The 23,702-nt window shown below is 72.7% G+C and carries 25 protein-coding genes; 11 read left to right on the top strand and 14 right to left on the bottom strand.

Features of this window, described 5'->3' with window-relative positions; all coding sequences use genetic code 11:
• Positions 1-88: 88 nt before the first annotated feature.
• The 3 genes from ACFFR3_RS30695 (at position 89) to ACFFR3_RS30685 (ending at position 2,666) form a co-directional block, all read left to right on the top strand.
• The gene (locus ACFFR3_RS30695; protein ID WP_364384786.1) at positions 89-586 is read left to right on the top strand and encodes a hypothetical protein; all 498 of its coding nucleotides are present in this window, start codon (positions 89-91) and stop codon (positions 584-586) included.
• A 195-nt stretch (positions 587-781) separates the two neighbouring features.
• Positions 782-1,771: a GTP 3',8-cyclase MoaA gene (moaA, locus tag ACFFR3_RS30690; protein WP_364384789.1), complete on the top strand. Its 990-nt coding sequence runs from the start codon at positions 782-784 to the stop codon at positions 1,769-1,771.
• Positions 1,764-2,666 (top strand): NTP transferase domain-containing protein, encoded by a 903-nt coding sequence (locus tag ACFFR3_RS30685; RefSeq protein WP_379484265.1) that lies wholly within the window; start codon positions 1,764-1,766, stop codon positions 2,664-2,666. Before moaA ends, ACFFR3_RS30685 begins: the two co-directional genes overlap by 8 nt.
• Positions 2,667-2,970: 304 nt before the next feature.
• On the opposite strand, the gene ACFFR3_RS30680 is transcribed toward ACFFR3_RS30685, so the two are convergent.
• Positions 2,971-3,285 carry a DUF3099 domain-containing protein gene (locus ACFFR3_RS30680; RefSeq protein WP_379484264.1) on the bottom strand — a complete coding sequence of 105 codons (315 nt, stop codon included), beginning with the start codon at positions 3,283-3,285 and terminating at the stop codon, positions 2,971-2,973.
• Between the two features lie 98 nt (positions 3,286-3,383).
• Here ACFFR3_RS30680 and ACFFR3_RS30675 point away from each other — a divergent pair, with 98 nt between their 5' ends.
• Complete coding sequence (locus ACFFR3_RS30675) at positions 3,384-3,596, top strand: dodecin (RefSeq protein WP_344873910.1); 213 nt, start codon at positions 3,384-3,386, stop codon at positions 3,594-3,596.
• 155 nt (positions 3,597-3,751) lie between these two features.
• On the opposite strand, the gene ACFFR3_RS30670 is transcribed toward ACFFR3_RS30675, so the two are convergent.
• Together ACFFR3_RS30670 and ACFFR3_RS30665 are read right to left on the bottom strand one after the other, a co-directional pair.
• Positions 3,752-5,119 carry a metallopeptidase TldD-related protein gene (locus ACFFR3_RS30670; RefSeq protein ID WP_364384799.1) on the bottom strand — a complete coding sequence of 456 codons (1,368 nt, stop codon included), beginning with the start codon at positions 5,117-5,119 and terminating at the stop codon, positions 3,752-3,754.
• On the bottom strand, positions 5,116-6,609 hold the full coding sequence (locus tag ACFFR3_RS30665; RefSeq protein ID WP_345385948.1) for a TldD/PmbA family protein: 1,494 nt from the start codon (positions 6,607-6,609) through the stop codon (positions 5,116-5,118). The genes ACFFR3_RS30670 and ACFFR3_RS30665 overlap by 4 nt, the downstream gene beginning before the upstream one ends.
• A gap of 77 nt (positions 6,610-6,686) precedes the next feature.
• On the opposite strand from ACFFR3_RS30665, the gene ACFFR3_RS30660 reads away from it, so the two are divergent.
• Positions 6,687-7,382, top strand: coding sequence for a beta-ketoacyl-ACP reductase (locus ACFFR3_RS30660; RefSeq protein WP_355429537.1), 696 nt, complete (start codon positions 6,687-6,689; stop codon positions 7,380-7,382).
• A 1-nt stretch (position 7,383) separates the two neighbouring features.
• Positions 7,384-8,148, top strand: a complete 765-nt coding sequence (gene fabI, locus ACFFR3_RS30655; protein ID WP_345385946.1) for an enoyl-ACP reductase FabI — start codon at positions 7,384-7,386, stop codon at positions 8,146-8,148.
• A gap of 87 nt (positions 8,149-8,235) precedes the next feature.
• Here fabI and ACFFR3_RS30650 read toward each other — a convergent pair whose 3' ends face one another.
• Both ACFFR3_RS30650 and ACFFR3_RS30645 read right to left on the bottom strand, forming a co-directional pair.
• The gene (locus tag ACFFR3_RS30650) at positions 8,236-9,075 is read right to left on the bottom strand and encodes a hypothetical protein (protein WP_379484263.1); all 840 of its coding nucleotides are present in this window, start codon (positions 9,073-9,075) and stop codon (positions 8,236-8,238) included.
• A 148-nt stretch (positions 9,076-9,223) separates the two neighbouring features.
• Positions 9,224-10,171, bottom strand: coding sequence for an aldo/keto reductase (locus ACFFR3_RS30645; protein ID WP_345385942.1), 948 nt, complete (start codon positions 10,169-10,171; stop codon positions 9,224-9,226).
• A gap of 64 nt (positions 10,172-10,235) precedes the next feature.
• Here ACFFR3_RS30645 and ACFFR3_RS30640 point away from each other — a divergent pair, with 64 nt between their 5' ends.
• From ACFFR3_RS30640 to mshC, 5 genes are read left to right on the top strand one after another with little or no spacing between them, the layout of a single operon-like run.
• The gene (locus ACFFR3_RS30640; protein ID WP_364384807.1) at positions 10,236-10,922 is read left to right on the top strand and encodes a histidine phosphatase family protein; all 687 of its coding nucleotides are present in this window, start codon (positions 10,236-10,238) and stop codon (positions 10,920-10,922) included.
• Between the two features lie 9 nt (positions 10,923-10,931).
• Positions 10,932-11,480 carry an Rv2134c family protein gene (locus tag ACFFR3_RS30635; RefSeq protein WP_355429523.1) on the top strand — a complete coding sequence of 183 codons (549 nt, stop codon included), beginning with the start codon at positions 10,932-10,934 and terminating at the stop codon, positions 11,478-11,480.
• Positions 11,477-12,241, top strand: coding sequence for an Rv2133c family protein (locus ACFFR3_RS30630; RefSeq protein WP_355429520.1), 765 nt, complete (start codon positions 11,477-11,479; stop codon positions 12,239-12,241). Before ACFFR3_RS30635 ends, ACFFR3_RS30630 begins: the two co-directional genes overlap by 4 nt.
• A 33-nt stretch (positions 12,242-12,274) precedes the next feature.
• Complete coding sequence (locus ACFFR3_RS30625) at positions 12,275-12,925, top strand: NRDE family protein (protein WP_345385936.1); 651 nt, start codon at positions 12,275-12,277, stop codon at positions 12,923-12,925.
• 10 nt (positions 12,926-12,935) lie between these two features.
• The gene (mshC, locus tag ACFFR3_RS30620) at positions 12,936-14,168 is read left to right on the top strand and encodes a cysteine--1-D-myo-inosityl 2-amino-2-deoxy-alpha-D-glucopyranoside ligase (protein ID WP_345385934.1); all 1,233 of its coding nucleotides are present in this window, start codon (positions 12,936-12,938) and stop codon (positions 14,166-14,168) included.
• A gap of 61 nt (positions 14,169-14,229) precedes the next feature.
• Here the strand turns inward: mshC and ACFFR3_RS30615 are convergent, their stop codons facing one another.
• The 9 genes from ACFFR3_RS30615 to ACFFR3_RS30575 are packed head-to-tail and all read right to left on the bottom strand — an operon-like array spanning position 14,230 to position 23,530.
• Positions 14,230-15,192: a UDP-glucuronic acid decarboxylase family protein gene (locus tag ACFFR3_RS30615; protein ID WP_345385932.1), complete on the bottom strand. Its 963-nt coding sequence runs from the start codon at positions 15,190-15,192 to the stop codon at positions 14,230-14,232.
• The gene (locus ACFFR3_RS30610) at positions 15,189-16,061 is read right to left on the bottom strand and encodes a glycosyltransferase family 9 protein (RefSeq protein ID WP_345385930.1); all 873 of its coding nucleotides are present in this window, start codon (positions 16,059-16,061) and stop codon (positions 15,189-15,191) included. Before ACFFR3_RS30610 ends, ACFFR3_RS30615 begins: the two co-directional genes overlap by 4 nt.
• Positions 16,052-16,726, bottom strand: a complete 675-nt coding sequence (locus ACFFR3_RS30605; protein WP_355429507.1) for an SDR family oxidoreductase — start codon at positions 16,724-16,726, stop codon at positions 16,052-16,054. The genes ACFFR3_RS30610 and ACFFR3_RS30605 overlap by 10 nt, the downstream gene beginning before the upstream one ends.
• Complete coding sequence (locus ACFFR3_RS30600; RefSeq protein ID WP_379484262.1) at positions 16,723-18,060, bottom strand: PfkB family carbohydrate kinase; 1,338 nt, start codon at positions 18,058-18,060, stop codon at positions 16,723-16,725. Before ACFFR3_RS30600 ends, ACFFR3_RS30605 begins: the two co-directional genes overlap by 4 nt.
• Positions 18,057-18,602: a D-sedoheptulose-7-phosphate isomerase gene (locus ACFFR3_RS30595; protein ID WP_345385926.1), complete on the bottom strand. Its 546-nt coding sequence runs from the start codon at positions 18,600-18,602 to the stop codon at positions 18,057-18,059. The genes ACFFR3_RS30600 and ACFFR3_RS30595 overlap by 4 nt, the downstream gene beginning before the upstream one ends.
• Before the next feature lie 2 nt (positions 18,603-18,604).
• Positions 18,605-19,792 carry a glycosyltransferase gene (locus ACFFR3_RS30590; RefSeq protein ID WP_379484261.1) on the bottom strand — a complete coding sequence of 396 codons (1,188 nt, stop codon included), beginning with the start codon at positions 19,790-19,792 and terminating at the stop codon, positions 18,605-18,607.
• Positions 19,789-20,859 carry a glycosyltransferase family 9 protein gene (locus ACFFR3_RS30585; protein WP_379484260.1) on the bottom strand — a complete coding sequence of 357 codons (1,071 nt, stop codon included), beginning with the start codon at positions 20,857-20,859 and terminating at the stop codon, positions 19,789-19,791. The genes ACFFR3_RS30590 and ACFFR3_RS30585 overlap by 4 nt, the downstream gene beginning before the upstream one ends.
• Positions 20,856-21,902 (bottom strand): glycosyltransferase family 2 protein, encoded by a 1,047-nt coding sequence (locus tag ACFFR3_RS30580; RefSeq protein ID WP_379484259.1) that lies wholly within the window; start codon positions 21,900-21,902, stop codon positions 20,856-20,858. The genes ACFFR3_RS30585 and ACFFR3_RS30580 overlap by 4 nt, the downstream gene beginning before the upstream one ends.
• Positions 21,902-23,530 (bottom strand): carbamoyltransferase family protein, encoded by a 1,629-nt coding sequence (locus ACFFR3_RS30575; protein ID WP_379484258.1) that lies wholly within the window; start codon positions 23,528-23,530, stop codon positions 21,902-21,904. The genes ACFFR3_RS30580 and ACFFR3_RS30575 overlap by 1 nt, the downstream gene beginning before the upstream one ends.
• Positions 23,531-23,702 lie beyond the last annotated feature (172 nt).

Below are 23,702 nucleotides of genomic sequence, written 5' to 3'. Positions count from 1 at the left end.
CTTTTTCTTCCCCATGCGCGTCTATTGGCGGTGATGTGCCCCGCTTCGGGGGCCGTCTCGCAAACGGGGAAGGAATGTTGTTTTGAAGATGCGACGTCTAGCCGCCGGCCTGGCGGCTGCTGCCATGGGCGCGACGGTGGTGGCGACCTCCGCCGCCACGCCCGCGCTCGCGGACCCGGGCCTCGACCCGGATGTCGCGGGTGGCCACACCAGCCTCCAGCTCGACGTGAACCCCGAGCCCGCGTTCCGGGGCCGCCCCCTGCACATCGGGGGCAAGCTCTCGGTCCAGTGCGAGGAGGACTACATCAAGGGCTTCGTGTCGGTGATCCACGCCGACCGTTGCAAGAAGCAGGAGACCTGGCACCGCCTGGCCTGGAAGCGGGTCGTCATCCTCTTCCAGCCGGCCGGCAGCGGCCGCTGGGAGCACGTCGACACCGTGCGCACGCGCGGCAACGGCCACTTCGCGCTCAAGGTCCCGGCCCGTTCTTCGGGCACCTGGCGCGCGGTGTTCGAGGGCAGCAGGCACCTGGCTCCGTCCGAGGGCAAGGACTGGGTGAAGGTCATCGGCCGCCGCCACCACCGCTAGTCACCGCTCGGCGAACGCCCGGCCGCACCGGCCGGGCGTTCGTCATTCCCGGGCGAACCTCCGCGACCTCGGACGTGAGCTTGGAATCGATCTAGGGAACAATGTGTTATCGAGGCACAAGCCAGGGGATTTCCGGCCCGGCGTAAGGCCGACGTAGGCTGGCGATCTGGGCACACGAACAGGAGGTGACGCCCCGTGTTGCGAGACTCGTTCGGACGGGTGGCGACGGATCTGAGGGTGTCCCTCACCGACAAATGCAACCTGCGCTGCACATACTGCATGCCGCCCGAGGGCCTCGACTGGCTCCCGAAGCCCGAGCTCCTCACCGCCGACGAGATCGTCCGCCTGGTCACCATCGGCGTCGAACGCCTCGGCATCACCGAGGTCCGCTACACCGGCGGCGAGCCACTCCTGCGCCGCGAACTCGTCGACATCGTCGCCCGCACCACCGCGCTCAGCCCCCGCCCGCAGGTCTCGCTGACCAGCAACGGCATCGGGCTGGCCCGCCTGGCCGAGCCGCTGGCCGCCGCCGGGCTCGACCGGGTCAACGTCTCGCTCGACACCCTCGACCCCGGCACGTTCAAGCGGCTCGCCCACCGCGACAGGCACGCCGACGTCATCGCGGGCCTGGCCGCCGCCGACGCCGCCGGGCTGCGCCCCGTCAAGATCAACGCCGTGCTGATGCGCGGCATCAACGACCACGAGGCGGTGCCGCTGCTGCGCTGGGCCCTCGACCAGGGCTACGAGCTGCGCTTCATCGAGCAGATGCCGCTCGACGCCCAGCACGGCTGGAGCCGCGCCGACATGGTGACCGCCGACGAGATCCTGCGGTTGCTCTCCGACGCGTTCGACCTCACGCCCGACGACCTCGAAGAGCGCGGCAGCGCCCCGGCCGAGCGGTTCCTCGTGGACGGCGGCCCCGACAGGGTCGGCGTGATCGGCTCGGTGACGCGGCCGTTCTGCGGCGCCTGCGACCGGGTCAGGCTCACCGCCGACGGCCAGGTGCGCAACTGCCTGTTCGCCACCGAGGAGTCCGACCTGAAGACCGCGATGCGGGCGGGGGCCTCCGACGACGAGCTGGCCGAGCGCTGGCTGGCCGCCGTGGCACGCAAGCGCGCCGGCCACGGCATCGACGACCCCTCCTTCCTCCAGCCGGCCCGCCCCATGTCCGCCATCGGTGGCTGACGACCCTGCTCCGTCGCCTTCCGGCGCGGGGTTCGATGGGGAGTTCGGCGCGGGGTTCGATGCGGGGTTCGATGCGGGGTTCGATGCGGGGTTCGATGCGGGGTTCGACGCGGTGATCCTGGCCGGAGGGCGGGCCAGGCGACTGGGCGGAGCGGACAAGCCGGCGCTCACCGTGGGCGGCAGGCCGCTCGTCGAGCACGTCATCGCGGCCGTCTCCGGCGCCGGCGCCATCGTCGTCGCGGGCCCTGAGCGGCGGCCCGTGCCCGGTGTGGTCTACGTCCGCGAGGAGCCGCCGGGGAGCGGGCCCGTGCCCGCGCTCGCCGCCGCGCTGCCGCACCTGACCTCCGGCTGGGTGGTGCTGCTGGCGGGTGACCTGCCGTTCATGGGGGCGGGCCACGTCGCCGCGCTCCTTCGGGCCGCCCGCGAGGCGGGCGGCGGCGCCGTGCTCCTGGACGACGGCGGGCGGGAGCAGTGGCTGGCCGGCGCGTGGCCGGCGGACGAGCTGAAGGCCGGGCTCGCCGCCTACGACGGCCGCTCACTCAGGGGCCTGCTCGCCCCCCTCGTACGCGTCCGGCTCACCTTGCCAGGGCGCCCCTGGTTCGACTGCGACACAATGGACGACCTGGAGGAGGCTCGCATGAACGTGCTGCACGAATGGACCATCCTGGCCTGCGAGGAGCTCGGCGTCGACCCGGCCCGCGTGGACCGCGACCAGATCCTCGACCTCACCAAGGAGGTCGCCCACGGGGTGGCGAGGCCCGCCGCGCCGCTCACGGCGTACCTGCTGGGGCTCGCTCAGGGCGCCGGCACGGCTCCTGAGGACGCTGTGGCCAGATTGACCACATTGGCGAAGAACTGGAGCCGCGCTACCAAGGAGACCCTGACTGACGACTGACACTCGAACGAACTCTTGAAGTCAAGCTCGTCCCTTCCCTGAAGATTTCCTGTGAATAACGGGAGGGGGCGAGTGTAAACGATTTCGGGAAAGCCGCCCTATCGAACTCGGGGCGATGGCGAGCGTTGATCCAACACTGCCCGGGAAAAGGGCGACGCCGGGTGGTTACGGGGGCAAACCACCCGGCGTCGCTTCATCGGCGTTCCGACGGGGGCCCGGAACGCCGGCACCAGCACTCCGACGGGGGACCGGAGCGCTTGGCTAAAGCGTACACCTACAACCCATGGGATGCGTCAAGACTTAGTCACGACCCGATCTCGCGTCGATGCAGCGGTATCTCGCTTTGGTTAGCCTCCGGGGACTGAAAGGTAGGCGGCGGACCAGGGTTCCCCCTCTCATTGGCCCCGATTACCGCTATGTATGGCAAAAAGACCGCGCCGGCGATGAACAGCAGCCGGTACGGCCACGGCACCGGCACCACGACCGCCAGGATCAGGCAGATCGTGCGGATCCCCATCTTGATCAGGTAGCTGATCTCGCGCTTGTGTATGTCGGCCGACAGCGACGGCTTGGCGTCGGTGACCTGGTGGACTTCCGGTTTCCTGCGCCACCCCTTCATACCTTCCACGGTAGTCCCGCCATGCCGAACTCACCACCGCGCCCCGGCGGGGAGCGGTGGTCATGCGACCATGGCCTTCTAGTAAGGAGGATGTGGAGATGACGGATCGCACGTACCGCGTGACCGAGATCGTCGGCACCTCGGGGGAGAGCGTCGACCAGGCCATCCGCAACGGCCTCAGGCGGGCCTCCGAGACACTGCGGCACCTCGACTGGTTCGAGGTGACGGAGATCAGAGGGCACCTCGACGCGGGGGAGGTCGCCCACTTCCAGGTCGGCATGAAGGTCGGCTTCCGCCTCGAAGACGCCTGAGCCCGCACGAGACCACACAAACCCCTGAAGACCGTCCAGGGGCCACGGAAGGGCTCCGAAACGCCCGCAAAGCGGCCCAGCAGGCCGCGTAAGAAGAAGAGACAAGGCGGCCCCGGTCCCCTTCGGTGAGAGGAGGACCAGGGCCGCTGCCGGGATCAGCTCGCCTGGCTGACCGTGGACATGTTGAAGTCGGGCACGCGCACCGCCGGCATGACCGTCCGCTGGAAGTAGTCGTTCCACTCCCGGGGCAGCGTCCGCTGTCCGGCACCCACCTCGCTCATCCGGCCGAGCAGGTCGACGGGGCTCTCGTTGAAGCGGAAGTTGTTGACCTCGCCCACGACCTCCCCGTGCTCGACCAGGTAGACGCCGTCGCGGGTCAGCCCGGTCAGGAGCAGCGTCTGGGGATCGACCTCGCGGATGTACCACAGGCAGGTGACCAGGAGCCCCCGCTGGGTCGAGGCGATCATGTCGTCGATAGAGGCCTCGCCGGGCCCCGCCATGATCAGGTTGTCGATGGAGGGCGTCACCGGCAGCCCGCTCAGCTCGGCCGAGTGGCGGGTCTGCAGCAGCGCCTCCAGCCGCCCGTCCTTGATCCAGTCGGTACGCGACAGCGGCAGCCCGTTGTCGAACACCGAGCTCTCCCGGCTGGACCGGTGGGCCGTCACGAACGGCGCGCACGCGATGCCGGGCGCCGTGGGGTCGCTCGTCAGCGTGACGGGCAGCCTGGCGAGCTGCTCACCGACGCGGGTGCCGCCGCCCGGCTTGGAGAACACCGTGCGCCCGTCGAGCGCGTCACGCGCCCCCGACGACCAGAACAGGTAGATCATCAGGTCGGCCACCGCGCTCGGCGGCAGCAGCGTCTCGTAACGGCCCGCGGGCAGGTCGACGCGGTTCTTCGCCCATTCGAGCCGCTGCGCCAGCGACGCGCCGAGCGCCGAGACGTCGACGTCGGTGAAGTCCTCGGTGGACACGCCCGTCCACGCCGACCGCTTGAGATCGGCGGACTTGGCGTTGACCTCCAGCCGCCCGGTCGGCTGGTCGTGGCGCAGCCGCACCCCGGCGGACGTGCCGAGGAACGTGGAGGTCACCTTGTGCTCGGCGAACCCGTACAGTCGCCTGCCGCCCGCCTCCGCCGACGCGAACGCCTCGCCCAGCGCGGGCGTGAACCGCCCGAACACCTCGATGTCGGTCGGCCGCACCTCCTCGCCCCAGTGCGGCGAGGCGGGGCCGGCCTCGACCAGCGGCCCGGCGTCCTCGGCCGGCTGCGCCTCGCGCGCCGCCGCGTCGGCCGCCGCCACCACGTCGGGCAGCTGCTCGTCGCGTACGGCCGCCCGCGACACCACGCCGACCTGCTGCCCGGAGATCGAGATGACGGTCAGCCGGGACGAGCGGGCGACGCCGTTGGTGGTCAGCGTGTTGCCCGCGAAGCGCAGGTTGGCGGTGGAGCCCTCGTCGACCAGCACCACGCAGTCGTCGTTACGGGAGAGCTCCAGCGCCCTCTCCACCATCTCCTGAGGCGTCACTTCCCGCCCTCCTGCACCGTGTTGAGGATTCGTACGCCGCGGAACAGCGCCGACGGGCACCCGTGGCTGACCGGCGCGACCTGCCCCGGCTGGCCCTTGCCGCAGTTGAACGCGCCGCCGAGCACGTAGGTCTCCGGCCCGCCGACCGCCTCCATCGACTGCCAGAAGTCGGTGGTCGTGGCCTGGTAGGCGAAGTCCCTGACCTGCCCGTCCAGCCGGCCGCCGGTGATGCGGTAGGCCCGCTGGGCCGTGAACTGGAAGTTGTAGCGCTGCATGTCGATCGACCAGCTCTTGTCGCCGACAAGGTAGATGCCCCGCTCGACGCCCGCGATCAGCTCGTCGGTCGACGGCCCGCCCGGAGCGGGCGCGAGAGAGACGTTCGCCATGCGCTGGATCGGCATGTGGCCGGGCGAGTCGGCGAACGCGCAGCCGTTGGAGCGCCCGAGCCCTTTCATCAGCGCCATGCGCCGGTCGAGCTGGTAGCCGACGAGCACGCCGTCCTTGATGATGTCGAAGCTCTGCGCCTGCACGCCCTCGTCGTCGTAGCCGACCGTGGACAGGCCGTGGGCGACGGTGCGGTCGCCGGTCACGTTCATCACGGGCGAGCCGTAGACCAGCTCGCCGAGCTGGTCGAACGTGGCGAAGCTGGTGCCGGCGTAGGCGGCCTCGTAGCCGAGCGCCCGGTCGAGCTCGGTGGCGTGGCCGATCGACTCGTGGATCGTCAGCCACAGATTGGACGGGTCGATGACCAGGTCGTATTCGCCGGCTTCGACGGACGGCGCGGCCAGCTTCTCGGCCAGCAACTCGGGCAGCCTGGCCAGCTCGCCCTGCCAGTCCCAGTGGGAGCCGGTCAGGTATTCGTAGCCGCGGCCGACCGGCGGCGCGATCGTGGACATGTCGTCGAAGCCGCCGCCCGCCGCCTTCATGGCGTTGAACCGGGGATAGATCCGCACCCGCTGCTGGGTGGTCGAGGTGCCGGCGGTGTCGGCGTAGAACTTCTGCTCCTTGACCTGCAGCAGCCGCGCCGAGACGTGGTCGGCGCCCTTGAGCAGCCCGGCCGACCAGTCGGCCAGCAGGCTCACCTTGTCGGACGCGGCCACCTCGAACGGGTCGATCTCATAGTCGGACACCCACACCGCGCCGGAGTGCACCGGCTCGGGCGCCAGCTCGATGGGCTCCCTGTTGATCGGGGCGCTCACCTCCGCCACGCGCACCGCCTGCTCGGCCACCACGGCGGCGGCCTCGGGCGTCAGGTGGATGCCGGAGGCGAACCCCCAGGTGCCGCCCTTGACCACGCGCACCGCGTAGCCCAGGTCGTCGGCGTCCATGGCCCCTTCGAGCCGCGCGTCGTAGAGGTTGAGCGACTCGGCCCTGACGCGTTCGAGCCGGAAGTCGGCGTGCTCGGCGCCGAGGTCGCGAGCGCGTTGCAGAGCGGCGTCCGCGAGCCGCCGCAACGGCAGCTCCAGGAAATCGGGATCGATCTGGCGCATGTCCACGATCCTAACCCTGTGATCTTGTGCCACCCGGACAAGCGGATACCCGCCGGTAGGGGATAGCGTCAGGTGTCATGGCACGCTCTGTACTCGTCACCGGGGGCAATCGCGGCATAGGCCTCGCGATCGCCCGTGAACTCGCCGCGGCAGGCGACGCCGTCGCGGTCACCTATCGATCGGGTGAGCCGCCCGAGGGCCTGTTCGGCGTGCGCTGCGACGTCACCAGCACCGCCGACGTCGAGGCCGCCTTCGACAAGGTCGAGGCCGAGCACGGCCCGGTCGAGGTGCTGGTCTCCAACGCCGGCATCACCAAGGACACGCTGCTGGCGATGATGAAGGAGGAGACCTTCACCGAGGTCATCGACGCCAACCTCACCGGCGCCTACCGTGTGGCCAAGCGGGCCATCAGGCCCATGATGCGGCTCAAGCGCGGCCGCATCGTCCTCATCTCCTCGGTCGTCGGCCTCAGCGGCCAGGCCGGCCAGGCCAACTACGCCGCCTCCAAGGCGGGCCTGGTCGGGTTCGCCCGCTCGCTGGCCCGCGAATACGGCTCGCGCAACATCACCGTCAACGTCGTCTCGCCCGGCTTCGTCAACACCGACATGACCGCCGAGCTCGACCACGAGGCCATCGTCTCCAACATCCCGCTCGGGCGGCAGGCGGCGCCCGAGGAGATCGCGCGCGTCGTGCGCTTCCTGACCAGCGACGACGCCTCCTACATCACCGGGGCCGTGATCCCCGTCGACGGCGGACTCGGAATGGGGCACTGACATGGGCATTCTCGACGGCAAGCGGATCCTCGTCAGCGGCGTGCTGACCGACTCCTCCATCGGCTACGCGGTGGCCAAGCTGGCCCAGGAAGAGGGCGCGACGGTCGTGCTGACCGGCTTCGGCCGGCTCAGCCTCGTCGAGCGCATCGCCAAGCGGCTGCCCGAGCCGGCGCCGGTGCTGGAGCTCGACGTCCAGAACACCGAACACCTCGCCACCCTCGCCGACCGGGTGGGCGAGCACGTCGACGGGCTCGACGGCGTCGTCCACTCCATCGGCTTCGCGCCGCAGAGCGCACTCGGCGGCAACTTCCTCAACACCCCGTGGGAGGACGTCGCGACCGCGCTCCAGGTCTCGACGTACTCCTACAAGTCGCTCGCGGTGGCCTGCCTGCCGCTGATGAAGGAGGGCGGCGCGGTCGTCGGCCTCGACTTCGACGCCTCCAAGGCGTGGCCGGTCTACGACTGGATGGGCGTCGCCAAGGCCGGGCTCGAGTCCTGCAACCGCTACCTCGCGCGCGACCTCGGCAAGCACGCCATCCGCGTCAACCTGGTCGCGGCCGGCCCGCTGCGGACGATGGCGGCCAGGTCGATCCCCGGCTTCCAGGAGTTCGAGGACAGCTGGCCCGCGAAGGCGCCGCTGGGCTGGGACCTCGCCGACACGCTGCCCACCGCCCGCGCGTGCGTGGCGCTGCTGTCCGACTGGTTCCCCGCGACGACGGGCGAGATCGTCCACGTCGACGGCGGCGTCCACGCCATCGGCGGCTGACCCTTTCCTTCACGAGACCCCTGGCTCCTGAGCCGGGGGTCTCGTGCTGTCCGGGCGAGGCCTCTTCCGGTCCTGCGCGGGCCCTGCTCAGGCCAGGCGGTGGCGGCCGTTGCCGGCGCGGGCGGGCTCGAAGGGGATCGACTCGGCAGGCTCGTTGCCGTGCCGCCGCTGCTGGACGATCCGGGTCGCCAGCACCGCGGAGCCGAGCAGCGCGATGGTCAGCACGGTGCCGATCACGTCGGAGGCCGGCGGGCTGGGCCGTACGACGCGCTGGTCCTGCATCGGCACGGCGAGCTCGTGCTGGAACGGGTTGGGCCACAGCAGGTCGACCCGCGGCTCCTCGGCGTGCGCGGTCTTCTTCTTGGGCGCCGCCCGATGCACGCCGCTCTCCTGCCGCTCGGGCCGGGTCGTCCGCGGCCTGGCGGGCACCGGCTGGGGGAGCGAGGTGGCGGTGGCCGAGATGAGGCCCTCGCTGGGCTGCTCGGTGCGGGTGGCCGACGGCGAGGCGGAGGGCCGGGGGGTGAGCCGGTCGACGGTGCTCTGGTCGGTGCACGACAGCACGGACAGGCATTCCTCGTCGCGCTCGGGCTCCCGGGTCGGCCTGGGCGTGGTGGCGGGCCGCTCGTCCTCCTCGTCGGGGGCGGACTTGGCGCGCCCGGTCGGCAGCACCTCGCCGACCCGCCCGAGCACCTCGTCGGTGGTCCTGTCGAGCCCCTCGGTCACCTTGCTGGTGGTGCCGCCGGTCAGCGTGTCGACCGTGCCGGTGACGGCCTGGACGACGTCGCACAGGGTGTTGGTCACCCCCGAGAGCAGGCCCCCGTCGCGCGTGCAGTCCTGGGCGGTGGCCGATGCGGCGGGAGCCCCCACCGGGACGGCCACCAGCGCCACCGCGAGTACTCCGACCGAGATCGCGGTTCTGGTCCCCATCCGTCCCCTCCTGCGTCGCTTCCGGGAGAAATCTTGCTGGACATCGGCCGGAAGACGCAGGCTTTTCGGGGCTGAAGTTGCGATTCGGTATCGACTAGTGATACGCGAGGGCACCTCTCGTTCAGTGCGGCGGTGGCGGGCGGCCGCCTCAGTCGAGTGACGACACGTCATCGAGGGCCTCTCGGATCTCTCTCGGCAGCACGACGTCCTCGGCGGGCAGGACGCCTTTGAGCTGCGCGTGCGTACGGGCGCCGACGATGGCGGAGGCGACGCCCGGCTGGTCGCGCACCCATGACAGGGCCACGGCCAGCGGCGACACGCCGAGCCCGTCGGCCGCGGTCATGACGGACTCGACGACCCGGCGGCTGCGCTCGTCCAGATAGGGGCGGACGAAGTCGGCGAAGTGGGGCGTCGCGGCCCGCGAGTCGGCGGGGATGCCGGTGCGGTATTTGCCGGTCAGCACTCCGCGCCCGAGCGGTGACCAGGCCAGCATGCCGACGCCGAGGTGGGCGGCGGCGGGCAGCAGCTCGCGCTCGGGCTCACGGGCCAGCAGCGAGTATTCGGTCTGGGCCGCGGTGATCGGGATGCGGCCGGGGACCATCTTCTGGGTGACGGCGGCGGCGGCGAGCTGCCAGCCGGCGTAGTCGCAGACGCCGGCGTAGACGGCGCGGCCGGAGGAGACGATCGCGTCGAGCGCGGCGAGGGTCTCCTCCAGCGGCACCTCCTCGTCATAGGTGTGCAGCTGCCACAGGTCGACGTAGTCGAGCCCGAGGCGGTTGAGCGAGTCGTCGACGGCGGCGATGAGGTGGCGCCTGGAGGCGTCGCGCGGGCGGCGGCCCGCGGGCGTGACCACGGCCTTGGTGGAGATGACCAGCTCCGAGCGCGGCACGGAGTCGCGCAGCATGCGGCCGAGCAGCCGCTCGGCGTCGCCCCCCGTGTAGACGTCGGCGGTGTCGACCAGGTTGCCGCCCGCGTCGAGAAACGTGCGGAGCTGGGCCGCGGCCTCGTCCGCGTCGGTGTCACGCCCCCAGGTCATCGTGCCGAGCCCCAGCCGGGACACCGACAGGCCGCTGTGGCCGACATAGCGCTGCTCCATGATCCCGCCAGGTTACCGTTCAGGCCGATGAAACGTCGTGATCGACGCCTGCGACACTTGCGGGATGACCACGTTGCTTCTGGTCCGGCATGGGCTGACGGACCTCACCGGGCCGGTGCTGGCCGGCCGTACCCCTGGGGTGCATCTGAGCGAGGCGGGCAGGGCGCAGGCCACCGCGCTCGCCGGGCGCGTCGCGGGCGTCAGGCTCGACGCCATTGTCTCCAGCCCGCTCGAACGTTGCCGGGAAACGGCACAAGCGGTCGCCGAAGGACGCGAGCTGGAGGTGATCACCGACGAGCGCTTCATCGAGTGCGGCTACGGCGACTGGACCGGCCGGCCGCTGAAGGAGCTGGCCAAGGAGCCGCTGTGGCCGGTCGTGCAGGCGCATCCGAGCGCGGTGACGTTCCCCGGCGGTGAGTCGCTGGCGGAGATGCAGCATCGCGCGGTCGCGGCGGTCAGGGAGTGGAATCGGCGCCTGGGGGAGAAGGCTGTCTACCTCGTGTGCAGCCACGGCGATGTGATCAAGGCGATCGTGGCCGACGCTCTGGGGCTCCATCTCGATCACTTTCAGCGGATAACAGCTGATCCGGCCGCTCTCACAGTCATTCGCTATGCCCCCTTGCGTCCCTTTGTCCACAGGATTAACGATATGGGGGAATTGAAGCTTTCCGAGGATTCGGAGGAGAAAGACGGGGGAGAAAACATCACCGGGAGCGATGCCGCCGTCGGCGGCGGACCCGGAACCACGTAAGGTCAGGCTATGCCGGTCTTCGACTACGACCCACCGGAGAGGTTCGTCGCCGGTGCCCTGGGGCGGCCGGGCGCGCGGGTCTTCTTCCTGCAGGCCAGGGCCGAGGGCAGACTGACCACGGTGGCGCTGGAGAAACTACAGGTGGCGGCGCTCGCGGGCAGGCTCGACGAGCTGCTCGACGAGGTGCTGAGACTCAGCGGCGGCACCGCCCAGGTGCCCGCGCTGGCTCCCGCCGACCTGGCCGACGACGCTCCTCTCGACACGCCGGTCGCGGAGGACTTCCGCGTCGGCACCATGGCGCTGACCTGGGATGCGGAGAAGTCACAGGTGGTGATAGAAGCGCAGGAGGTCATCGACGAAGACGATCTCGACAGTCCCGACCCCGCGGTGCTGCGGGTGCGCATCAGCGCGGGGGCCGCGCGGGCCTTCACCCAGCGGGCACTCCAGATCGTCGCGGCTGGCCGGCCCCCGTGCCCGCTGTGCGGCCAGCCGCTCGACGCCACGGGGCACGTCTGCGTCCGTCTCAACGGCTACCGCGGGGGTGAGGCGGCTTCATGACCGCTCCAGAGAGCGAACCGGCCGTCAAGCCCGCCCCACCGCCGCCCGTGCATGACGAGGAGGCCCTCACGCTGCTGCGCGACGGCACGCTGGAGGTCGCGGGGCGGCTGGTCGAGGCGACCAACATGACGCTCTACTGCTCGGTCAAGCTGGGCTCGCGCTCGGCGGCCTGCGTCTACAAGCCCGTACGCGGCGAGCGCCCCCTGTGGGACTTCCCCGACGGCACCCTCGCCGCCCGCGAGGTCGCCGCCTTCGAGGTCTCCCAGGCCACCGGCTGGCGCGTCGTGCCGCCCACGGTCTACCGCGACGGGCCCTTCGGCCCCGGCATGTGCCAGCTGTGGATCGACACCGAGCGCGAGATCGACCTCATGCGCCTGGTCAAGAGCCGCAACCCGGTCGTGCGCCGGATGGCGGTCTTCGACGCGGTGGTCAACAACGCCGACCGCAAGGGCGGCCACCTGCTGCCGCTGCCCACCGGCCACGTCTACGGGGTCGACCACGGGGTGTGCTTCTCCGTCGAGGACAAACTCCGCACGGTCCTGTGGCAGTGGCGGGGCAAGCCGCTGGCCCGCGAGGCGGTGGCGGTGCTGGCCAAGCTGGAGCGCGACATCGAGTCCGGCGACCTCGGCCGCAAGCTGCGCGAGCTGCTGACGCTGGCCGAGGTCGAGGCCACCTGGCAGCGGGTGCGGCGGCTGCTCGACACCGGCGTGCATCCCTATCCGTCGGAGGGCTGGCCGGCCATTCCCTGGCCCCCGATCTAGGGCGATCCGGGCGGGTTTACTAGCCTTTGCCCCATGTGCACGCTGATCGTGAGGACCGGCCGGGAGCTGACGCTCATGGGCGTGAGGGACGAGTTCGCCGACCGGCCCTGGGAGGGGCCCGGCGAGCACTGGCCCGACTACCCCGGCGTGATCGGCGGGCGCGACCTCAAGGCCGGCGGCACCTGGCTGGCCGTCAACCCGGCGGCCCGCCGCGCCGCCGCCCTGCTCAACGGGCACGGCAAGGCCGCCGACGAGACCACGAAGGTCTCGCGGGGCGACCTGGCGCTGCGGACGGCGTACACCGGCGAGCCGCCCACCGGCGACCTCGGCCGCTACGACCCCTTCCACCTCGTGCTGGCCGGCCTCGACCGGGTCCTGCTGTTCAGCTGGAACGGCGAGCGGCTCACCACCTCCCCGCTGCCCGAGGGCACCAGCATGGTCGTCAACTCCGGCCTCGACCCCGAGAGCGAGCGGGTGGCCGCCTACCTGCCGCGCTTCCGCGCCGCCGGCGACTGGAGCCGGTTGGCCGCCGAGGCGCCCTCCGACGATCGCGGCGCGCTCATCATCCGGCACGAGCTGCCGGACGGCCGCGTCTTCGCCTCCCTGTCGGTGATGCGGGTCTCCATCGCGCGGGAGAGTGTGACGTACGACTTCACCGACCTGACCGCCGATCAGGACAGATAGGCTCAAAGGCATGAGATCGTGGTCTGCCCAGAACGTTCCAAAGCTCCCAGGTGAGAGCATTCCGCTGAGTCTCTACGACACGTCGGCCAAGCAGGTGCGGCAGACCGATCCCGGGCCGACGGCCAGGATGTACGTCTGCGGCATCACCCCCTACGACGCCACCCACCTCGGCCACGCCAACACCTACCTCGCCTTCGACCTCGTCGGCCGTCTGTGGCGCGACGCGGGCCACGAGGTCCACTACACCCAGAACGCCACTGACGTGGACGATCCGCTGCTGGAGCGGGCCGAGCAGACCGGCGTCGACTGGCAGGAGCTGGCCGAGCGGGAGATCGAGCTGTTCCGCGGCGACATGGAGGCGCTGCGCATCATGCCGCCCCGCGAGTACGTCGGCGTCACCGAGGTCGTCGGCCGGGTCGCCGGCCTCATCACCCGGCTGTCGGCCAAGGGCGTCACCTACGACCTCGACGGCGACGTCTACTTCAGCATGGCCGACGCACCCAAGTTCGGCCAGGTGTCCGGCTACGACGAGCAGGAGATGCTGGCCCTGTTCGCCGAGCGCGGCGGCGACCCCGACCGGGCCGGCAAGCGCCACCCGCTCGACTGGCTGATGTGGCGGGCCGAGCGGCCAGGCGAGCCCGCCTGGGACACACCGCTCGGCCGCGGCAGGCCCGGCTGGCACATCGAGTGCACCACGATCGCCCTCGACAACCTGGGAGCCGGCTACGACGTCGCCGGCGGCGGGTCCGACCTGATCTTCCCGCACCACGAGTGCGGCGCCTCCGAGGGGCACGCGGCGACCGGCGAGTGGCCGTTCGCCAAGTTCTACACCCACGCCGGGATGGTGGGGCTCGACGGCGAGAAGATGTCGAAGTCGAAGGGCAACCTCGTCTTCGTCTCCAAGCTGCGCGAGCGGCACGACCCGATGGCGATCAGGCTCGTGCTGCTGGCCCACCACTACCGCTCCGACTGGGAGTACACCCCGGACCAGCTCGAGGCGGCCGAGGCGCGGCTGGCCCGCTGGCGCTCGGCGGTCGCGCTGCCCTCAGGCCCGCCCGCCGGCGACCTGCTGGCCACGGTGCGCGAGCGGCTGGCCGACGACCTCGACGCGCCGGGCGCGCTGGCCGCGATCGACGCCTGGGCCGACGCCGCCCTGGCCGCCCCCGGCTCCGACCCCGCCGACCCCGCCGCCCCCGCCCTCGTCAAGGACCTCACCGACGCCCTGCTCGGCGTCGCACTCTGATCCCACCCCGCAACACCTGACTCCCCGCCCGGCCGTCCCGTGATCGGCCGGGCGGTGCGCGTCACACCTGGACGCCTTCGAGCTGCTCGATCGCGGCCAGTTCCGCCGCGAACCACTCGATCGTCCTGCGCAGCCCCTCCTCGGCCGGCACCCGCGCCCGCCACCCCAGCAGCTCGGCCGCCAGCGTCGTGTCGGGCCGCCTGACCTTCGGGTCGTCGGCCGGCTTGTCGATGAAGCGGATCTCCGACGATGACCCGGTCAGCTTCTTGACCAGGGTGGCCAGCTCCAGCATGGTCAGCTCGTCGGGGTTGCCGATGTTGACCGGCCCGGCGAAGTCACCGGCCGCCATGGCGAGGATGCCCGAGACGGTGTCCTCGACGTAGCAGATGGAGCGGGTCTGCCTGCCGTCGCCGGTGATCGTGATGGGCTCGCCGGTCAGCGCCTGCCGGATGAACGTCGGGATCGCCCGGCCGTCGAACGGCCGCATGCGGGGCCCGTAGGTGTTGAAGATGCGCACGATGCCGGTGTTCGTGCCGCGCGACTGGCGGTAGGCCGTGGTCAGCGACTCGGCGAAGCGCTTGGCCTCGTCGTACACGCTGCGCGGCCCCACCGGGTTCACGTTCCCCCAGTACGTCTCCTTCTGCGGGTGCTCCAGCGGGTCGCCGTACACCTCGCTGGTGGAGGCGAGCACGAACCTGGAGCCCTTCTCCCTGGCCAGGCCCAGCGCGTGCAGCGTGCCGACGCTGCCGACCCGCAGGGTCTCGATGGGGTAGCGCAGGTAGTCGGCCGGCGAGGCGGCCGAGGCGAAGTGCAGGACGAGGTCCAGCCGGTCGGGCACGTGCACGTATCCGGTCAGGTCGCACTCGATGAGCCGGAACTCCGGCCGTTCCAGCAGGTGCTCGACGTTGCGCGGCCCGCCGGTCAGGAAACTGTCCATGCAGATGACGTCCGCGCCCTCGTCCAGCAGCCGCTCGCACAGGTACGAGCCCAGAAAACCCGCGCCCCCCGTGACCAGCGCCCTCATGATGTGACCTCCATGGCAGCCTCCACGACTTCCGACACCTCGATTTCGAGCAGGCCGGGGTCCGGCCGCTCGCCGTGCGGGTCGCCGTGGTGCCCCGTCCACAGGGCGACGTGCCGCCAGCCGGGCGGCGGGCCCCACAACATCGGCGAGACCGGCCCGAACAGCACCACCGACGGCACGCAGAACGCCGTCGCGAGGTGCGCCACCCCCGTGTCCCCGCACACCACCAGCCGCGACCGGCTGACCAGGTCGATCAGATCGGCCAGGCGGGTACGCCCGGCCAGCATGCGCTCGGGCGGCAGCCCCGCCAGCTCGGCGACCCGGGCCGCGATCGGCACCTCGGCCGCGTTGCCCGTGACCACCACGTCGTCCAGCGCGGCCGCCACCTCGGCGAACCGCTCGGGCGGCCAGCGCCGCGCCGGGTAGGCGGCGCCCGGGTGCACGATCGCGGGACCCGTACGGTCGGAGATGCCGAGCGTCAGGTCAGCCGGATCGGCCGGGATGCCGTGCCACTCCAGCAGCCCGCACCAGCGCCGCACCTCGTGCACGCCGTCCTGCCAGGCGGGCCCGGTGCCGAAGCTGATCAGCCGCCCCGGGTCGGTGCGCCGCAGCGCCTCGATGCTCTGCGGCCCCTTGCCGTGCAGGTTGACCGCGACGTCGGGCCGCTCGAACGGCACCGGCCCCGGCCCCGCGACGTCCACCTGGTCGTCCACGGCGCCGGTCAGCGGCAGCAGCGCCTCCAGCGCCCGCGGGGCCGCCAGCGTGATGCGATGCCCGGGGAAGGCCTGGCGCAGCGCCCGCAGCGCGGGCACGGCCGTGAGCAGGTCGCCCAGGCCGAGCCCGCGCAGGGCCAGCAGCTCTAGGGCCATGACGTCTCCGTGGACGGGCAGACGACCAGCTCTCTCACCTCGCATCCGGCCGGCTGCCGCAGCGCGAACACGATGGCCTGGGCCACGTCGGCCGGGTCGTTCAGCCCGGCCTCGGGCCCCGGCTTGTACTGCTCGGGACGGCCGTCGAAGAAGCTCGTCCGCATGCCGCCGGGGATCAGCAGGGTCACCCCCACCTCCCCGCGCAGCTCGATCGCGAGCCCCCGGGTGAAGCCGACGACGCCGAACTTCGACGCCGAGTACGCCGACGCGTCGCTCAGTGGCCGCAGGCCCAGCGTGGACGCGCAGGTGACGACCTTGCCGCGGGTGTGCTTGAGGTACGGCAGCGCCGCCCGTACGACCGAGGCCGTGCCCAGCAGGTTGACCTTGATGACCCGCTCCCAGTCGTCGGCCGGCACGTCCTCCAGCCGGCCGCAGGCGTCGATGCCCGCGGCGGTGACGACGCCGTCGAGGCCGCCGGCCCGCTCGGCCAGCTCGCGTACCGCGCGCTCGGCCTCGCCCCGGTCGGCGAGATCCGCCGTCACGTGCTCGAAGCGCTGGTCCGGCGCGCGTACGTCGACGACGAGCGCCTTCCAGCCCTCTTTCTCCACCGCCTCGGCGGTGGCCAGGCCGAGCCCGGACGCGCCCCCGGTGATCAAAATGTTCACTGGATCTCCCTGATCAGGTTGGTTGTCGATCGCCCCGGCAGGGTGCTCAGCACGACGATCTCCGCGCCGAGCCTGCCGAGTACCTCGGATTCGGGCAGCGTCTCCCCCTCGTAGTCGCCGCCCTTCACCCACACGTCGGGCCGCAGCCGCTCGATGGCCGCCGCCGGGGTGTCCTCGTCGAACACCAGCACGGCGTCCACGCAGCCCAGCGCCCGCAGCACCTCCACCCGGTCGCGCACGCCCACGATGGGCCTGGCGGGGCCCTTCAGCCGGCGTACCGAGTCGTCGGAGTTGACGCAGACGACGAGCGCGTCGCCGAGCGCCCTGGCCCGCCGCAGCAGGCTCACGTGCCCCGCGTGCAGCAGGTCGAAGCAGCCGCCTGTGGCGATCAGCCGGCCCCCCTGGGCGCGGGTGAGCCCGGCCACCTCCAGCGCGGTGCGCGGACGGTCGCCGAGCCGCTGCTCCTGCACCTTCACCGAGGCGGCGCCGCCGCGTTCGACGAAGCGGGACGCCTCGCCCACGCCGGCGGCCACCGCCTGCGCGGCGTCCGCGCCGTCGCGCATGGCCAGCGCGGCGGCGCCGGCGAGCCGGTCGCCCGCGCCGCACGCGTCCTGGCCGCCCGCGCGCACCGGCGGCGGCACCGTGGTCAGCGGGCCGCCCGCCACGGCCAGCGCGGCTCCGCGCTCGCCGGTGGTGACGGCCACCGCCCTGGCCCGCAGCGCCCGCACCAGGCGGCGGGCCGCCTGGTCGGGGCCCTGGTAGCCGGACGGGCACAACATCTTCGCCTCCGCCTCGCTCGGCGTCAGCAGCGCGCAGCCCGGCATCGGCTGCTCGCCGCGCGGATGCGGGTCCCAGATCACCGGTACGGACACATCGCGCAGCAGCTCGCGGGCCATCCTGGCGACGCCCCTGCCGTAGTCGGACACCAGCACCGCGCCGGCCCGCAGGATCGCCTGCGCCGCCTCCTCGGTGGGGGAGAAGCGCGCGGTGCCGTCGCCGGTGTCCAGCCTGACGAGCGTCTGGCCGCGCGACCTGATCCGCGTCTTGCGCACGGTGCCGCCGCGCAGCGGCAGGCGTACCAGGTCGAGCTCCTCCGACAGCAGCCCGCACAGGCGGTGCCCGTCCTGGTCGTCGCCGACCGCCGTGATCAGCACCACGTCGGCGCCGTCGCGGGCGGTCAGCAGCGCCGCCAGCCCCGCCCCGCCGGGCCTGGCCCGCTCGGACGAGACGTCCACCACGGGCACGGGGGCGTCGGGGCAGAGGCGGTCGGCGTCGCCCTCGACGTCCACGTCGAGCAGCGTGTCACCGATGACGACCAGCGGGCCCGGCTTCACAGCGCCTCCTCCACGGCGTCGCACAGCAGGTGGATCATCGCGAGATGCACCTCCTGGACGGTGGCCGTCTCGCCGGGCACGGCGACGGCCTCGTCGCAGAGGTCGGCCAGCGCGTTCGGCCCCGGCCCCGTCATGGCCCAGGCCGTCACGCCGCACTCGCGCGCCGCCGCGGCGGCGGCCAGCACGTTGGGGCTGCCGCCGCTGGTCGACAGGCACACCAGCACGTCGCCTGGACGGCCGTGCGCGCGCACCTGGCGGGCGTAGACCTGGTCGGGGCCGAAGTCGTTCGCGATGGCCGTCAGCGAGGAGCCGTCGGCGTGCAGCGGGATCGCCGCGTACGGGCGCCGGTCCTCCCTGAACCTGCCGACCAGCTCGGCCGTCAGGTGCTGGGCCTCCGCGGCCGAGCCGCCGTTGCCGCAGGCGAGCAGCCGGCCCCCGGCCGACAGCACGCCGGCCAGCCGGCCGCCCCAGCCCCGTACGGCGGCCGCCTGGTCATCGACCTTCTCCAGGGCGTTCCAGAGCTTTTCCAGATGCGCATCCATGATCAACCCCCCAGGACGGCCAGCCGGCCGACCTTGCCGTCGATGACCTGCGTGTACACGGCCTCGGTGAGCTCGGCGACGCGCGGCCAGCCGTAGCGCTCGCGGGCCCGGCGGGCGCCGGCCGCGCCGATCTCCGCGCGCCGCCGAGGGTCGCCGAGCACGTCCTTGAGCGCCCTGGCCAGAGCGCGGGGCCTGCGCGGCGGCACCAGCACGCCGCAGCCCGCCACCGTGTCGAGGTGGCCGCCGACCGCCGAGGCCACGACGGGCACCCCGCACGCCATCGCCTCGACGGGCACCATGCCGAACGGCTCGTACCAGGGCACGGTGACCACGACGTCGGCCGCGCGCATCAGCGCGGGCACGTGGCGCCTGGGCACGCTGCCGATGACGTGCACGCGGTGGCCCATGCCGTAGCCGTCGGCCAGGTCCCTGAGCCTGGCCGCCTCCTCGTCGCCCGGCCCGCCGCCGGCGATCACCAGCTCGGCGTCGGGGAGCTGGCGCATCGCCCTGATCAGCGTGTCCACGCCCTTGCGCGCCACCATGCGGCCGATGCTCAGCACCATCGGCCCGTCCGTGCGCGGCGCCACGGGCCCGTCGGGGCGGAACGCCTCCAGGTCGACCCCGCACGGGACGACCGAGACGCGCTGCTCCGGGATGCCCATCGCGCACAGCTCGCTCACCTCGTCGCTGCAGGTGGCGAGCACCGCGTCGGCCCGCTTGCCGATCTCGCGCTCGGTGTCGATCCGGTGCGCCGGGCTGGTGTCCGCCTCGCCCTGCCAGCGCCGCTTGACGGTGCCGAGCGCGTGGAAGGTCTGCACCACCGGCAGTCCGCCGGCCGCCTGCAGCGCCGCCTGGCCGCTCATCCAGAAGTGCGCGTGCACGATGTCCGGCGGGCGCGCCGCCCAGCGCTCGGCCAGTCGTTCGGTGAACTCCGGCATGTACGGGGGCAGCTCGTCCTTCGGCACGGGGGCCGCGGGACCAGCGGTGACGTACTCGACCGTGACGCCCGGCGCCAGGCGCACGGACTCGGGTTGCTCCTCGGAGGAGCGGCGGGTGTGCACGGCGACCGTGTGCCCGCGCTCGGCGAGGGCGACGGCCAGCGCGGCGACGTAGACGTTCTGGCCGCCGGAGTCGACGCCGCCGACCGCCGCCAGCGGGTCCGCGTGCTCCGAGATGAGATCGACCTTCACTGAGTCAGCTCCCTCACTGCCTTGACCACCTGCTCACTCGTCACCTGGGACAGGCACGGGTGCCCCGGCACCGGGCAGACGCGCGCCCTGCTTCCACGGCAGGGCGCGTGCTGGTCGCCCAGCACGACGGAGGGCACGCCGTACGGGGCCCACCGCACCAGCGGGACCACGGGGGCGAACAGGCTCACGACCGGCGTACCGACCGCCGCGGCCAGGTGCGCGGGACCGGTGTTCCCGGCCACGAGCACGCCGGCGCGCTCGATGACGGCGGCCAGTTCCGCGAAGGTGGTCACTCCGCCCAGATCGGCCGCGACGTCGTCGGCCACGTAGGCGGTGAGGTCACGTTCTGTGCCGGTCACGACGACCCGGTGCCCGTCCTCGGCCAGCTCCCGCACCGTCTGACGGTGCCGATCAGCGGGCCAGGTACGGGCGGGCGCCGAGGTCCCCGGGTGCACCACGACATACGCGCCTTCACCGGCATCGGCGCCGGCGCCTAGCAAGTGCCCTGTTTCCGGGCGGATATCCGGCAATGGCCGCCGAACTGCGAGAACGCCGTCATCGCCCGGTGGCAGCGTGAATCCGGCCGCCTGCGCGACCGCGAGCATGCGTTCGGCCTCCGGCACGTCCACGCTCTCGTCCACGACGTGCCGCACGTCCAGCAGCGCGCCGGGGTAGTCGTTGCTGATCGCGGTGATCCGCGCCACCCCGGCCAGCCTGAGCAGCAGCGCCAGCGGCAGCGCCGACTGGTGGAACGAGGTGAGCAGCACCGCCTCGTCCACGTCCCCGACGCGGCCGATCAGGTCCTCGACCTGGTCCCTGGTGACGGGCGGCGGCGTGTGGTCGATCCACGGGGCGTGCCAGGTCTCCACCTGGTCCACGCCGGGCAGCAGCTCGGCCGCCGCCCTGCCGTTCGGGCCGGCCAGGAAGACGACCTCGGCGGCCCGCGTGCGCACGGCGCGCACGGCGGGCCCGGCCAGCAGCACGTCACCGGCATCGTCCAGCCGCGCCACCAGCACCCGCCCCCGATCGGGTCCCGGGTCCGGTCCGCGGTCTGCGGGACCTGTCATCGCCGCACTCTCCATTCCCCCCGCAACCGGTGCGCGCAGGCGACCGGCGGGATCAGCACGCTGGTGACGGCCATCCGCAGCACCTCACCCGGCGTACGCGGGCCCGGCGCGATCCGCCGCCAGGCGAACTCGGCGGTCAGCGCGGCCCACACCGCACCCGCCGCCAGCGCCGCGATACCCACACCCGGGCCCACACCGGGGCCCACACCGGGGCCCACACCGGGGCCCGCGCCTCCGCGGCGGGCGCCGCCGCTCCTGATGGCGCCGCCGGCACGCGCCCGGCCGGCGCCGGCGCGGGTGGCGGTGGTCGCGACGCCCAGCAGGGCGGCCGTGAGGCCGGCGGCGGTCGTGGCGGCGTGCAGGCGCAGCCGTCCCGGCGCGCCGCCGATCGCCGCCCGCCAGCCGGGCCCGTGCAGCCGCCGCATGAGCGCGTCGTCGGCGTTGCCCCGCTGGAAGCGCACGCTCGCCCAGAACCCGTCGTCCCGGACGGGATGCGTGGTCACCCGGTCGCCCTTGACCAGCCGGTGCCCGGCCCGCGAGACCCGCAGCGCGAGATCGGCGTCCTCCCGGTAGGCGCGCGGGAAGCGCTCGTCGAAACCGCCCATGGCCTGCAGCACCTCGCGCCGGTACGCCATGTCGGCCGTCACCCACAGCGCGCCCGACAGCCCGGCGGTGTGCCGCTCGGCGTCGGTCGGCCTGCGCCGCACGGGCCGGGGCACCCGGATCCTGCCCTGGCTGCCCGCCACCTCGGGCGGCAGGTCCACCAGGTCCTTCCAGACCGCCTGCGCCCACCCGGAGGCGGGGATCACGTCGTCGTCCAGGAAGACCACCCACGGGGTGTCGGCGGCCCGCCAGCCCGCGTTGCGCGCCGCCGCGGGCCCGCGCCCGCCCGCGCGCACCACCCGTACGTGCGCGGGAACGTGCAGCGCCCCGGGATCGCCGCGACGATCGTCCACCACGACCACCGGCACGTCGGACCCCACGGCGGCGAGCGTCTCGCGCAGCGTGGCCCGCCCGACGGTGGGGATCACCACGGTGAACATCAGCCGAACACCTCCCCGCGCCGCACCAGATAGGGCCCGAGCGCCAGCACGTCCACGGGTGCGGACCCGAAGCACTCCAGCGCGTCACGCGGGTCGTCCACCATCGGCCGACCGGCGGTGTTGAGGCTCGTGTTGACCACCACGGGCAGCCCCGTCCGGGCCTCGAACTCGCTCAGCACCCGCGCCATCAGCGGCTGCCGCTCGGGCGAGACGGTCTGGATGCGGGCCGTCCCGTCCACGTGCACGACGGCGGGGATGCGCGCCGCCCAGTCCGGGTGCACGTCGTGCACGAACAGCATGTACGGCGACGGCACAGGCCCCCGCCCGAAGATCTCCCGCGCCCGCGTCTCCAGCACCATCGGCGCGACGGGACGGAACTGCTCGCGCCCCTTGACGTCGTTGAGCCGCTCGGTGTTGCGCGGATCGCCCGGATGCGCCAGCAAGGACCGGTGCCCGAGGGCCCGCGGCCCGTACTCGGAGCGGCCCTGGAACCAGGCCACGATCCGGTCGGCGGCCAGTTCGGCCGCCACCGCCGCGCCCAGGTCGGCCGGCCGCGTGTACGGCACCCGCGCCACGTCCAGCCACGCCCCCAGCTCCTCGTCGGTGAAGCCGCGCCCCAGGGCCGGGCAGCTCATGGGCGCGGCCGGTTCGCCGTAGACCTGCGCCAGGTGCAGCGCCCCGCCCAGCGCGGTGCCCGAGTCGCCGGCCGCCGGCTGCACCCACACCTCGTCGAACGGCCCCTCGTCCAGCAGCCGGGTGTTGGCCACGCAGTTGAGCGCCACCCCGCCCGCCAGCGCCAGCCGCCGCTCCCCGGTCCGCTCGTGCAGCCAGCGCACCAGCTCCAGCAGCACCTCCTCCAGCCGGGCCTGCACGCTGGCGGCCAGGTCGGCGTGGTCGGAGGTCCAGGGAGTGCCCTTCTTGAGCGCTTTGGCGTAGACGTTCCAGTCGACCGGCTCGACGCGGAACCCGCCGTCGCCGGTCGTGTAGATCACCTCGCGCAGCGCCTCCAGGTGGCGGGGGCGGCCGTAGGAGGCCATCGCCATCACCTTGTACTCGTCGCTGGAGCGCAGGAAGCCGAGGTGCTGGGTGACGTCCTCGTACATCAGGCCGAGCGAGTGCGGCAGCTCCTGGGTGGCGAGGATCTCCAGCTCGCCGCCCCGGTAGCGGCCGGCGAGGTGGGAGACGTTCTCGCCGCGCCCGTCGCACACCAGCACCGCGCAGTCGCGCCACGGCGAGGCGAGGCCCGCCGAGGCCGCGTGCGCGACGTGGTGCGGCACGTAGCTGACCTGCCCGGGGTCCAGGCCGGGCAGGGCCGTGGCGAGGAAGGCGGGTGCCCGGACGGCGTACCGGGTGCGCAGGTCCTCCCAGTCGCCCTCCGGCCGCTGGACCACCAGCGAAGGGTCGTAGGAGTAGGCGACGGCGTCGATGTCCTCGGGCGAGAGGCCCGCCTCGCTCAGGCACCAGGCGGCGGCCAGCTCGGGCAGCTCCCAGGCGGAGAAGGCGAGCGGTCTCTTGCCGTGCTTGCGGCGGCTGAAGCGTTCCTCTTCGGCCGCGGCCACGATCCTCCCGTCGGCCACGAGCGCGGCGGCCGGGTCGTGGAAGATCGCGTTGATGCCGAGAAATCTCATGCTTCCTCCCCCTGAGGATGTCGAGAACCGCTACCGAGAGAAGCGGCCCTCAAACCTGACGCGACCGCGAACAGGCCCGGAAGAGGCCAAAACGGGCGTGGCCGCCTGGGATTGCTCACGCTGAGTAGTTGTTTGCCGAGGCGGGCCCCGGGTAGCTGCCGGGCACGCGACG

It is taken from the genome of Nonomuraea salmonea (genome assembly GCF_042428605.1).
In the GTDB taxonomy this organism is placed as follows: domain Bacteria; phylum Actinomycetota; class Actinomycetes; order Streptosporangiales; family Streptosporangiaceae; genus Nonomuraea; species Nonomuraea salmonea.
This window is presented reverse-complemented; position numbering and strand designations above follow the sequence as displayed.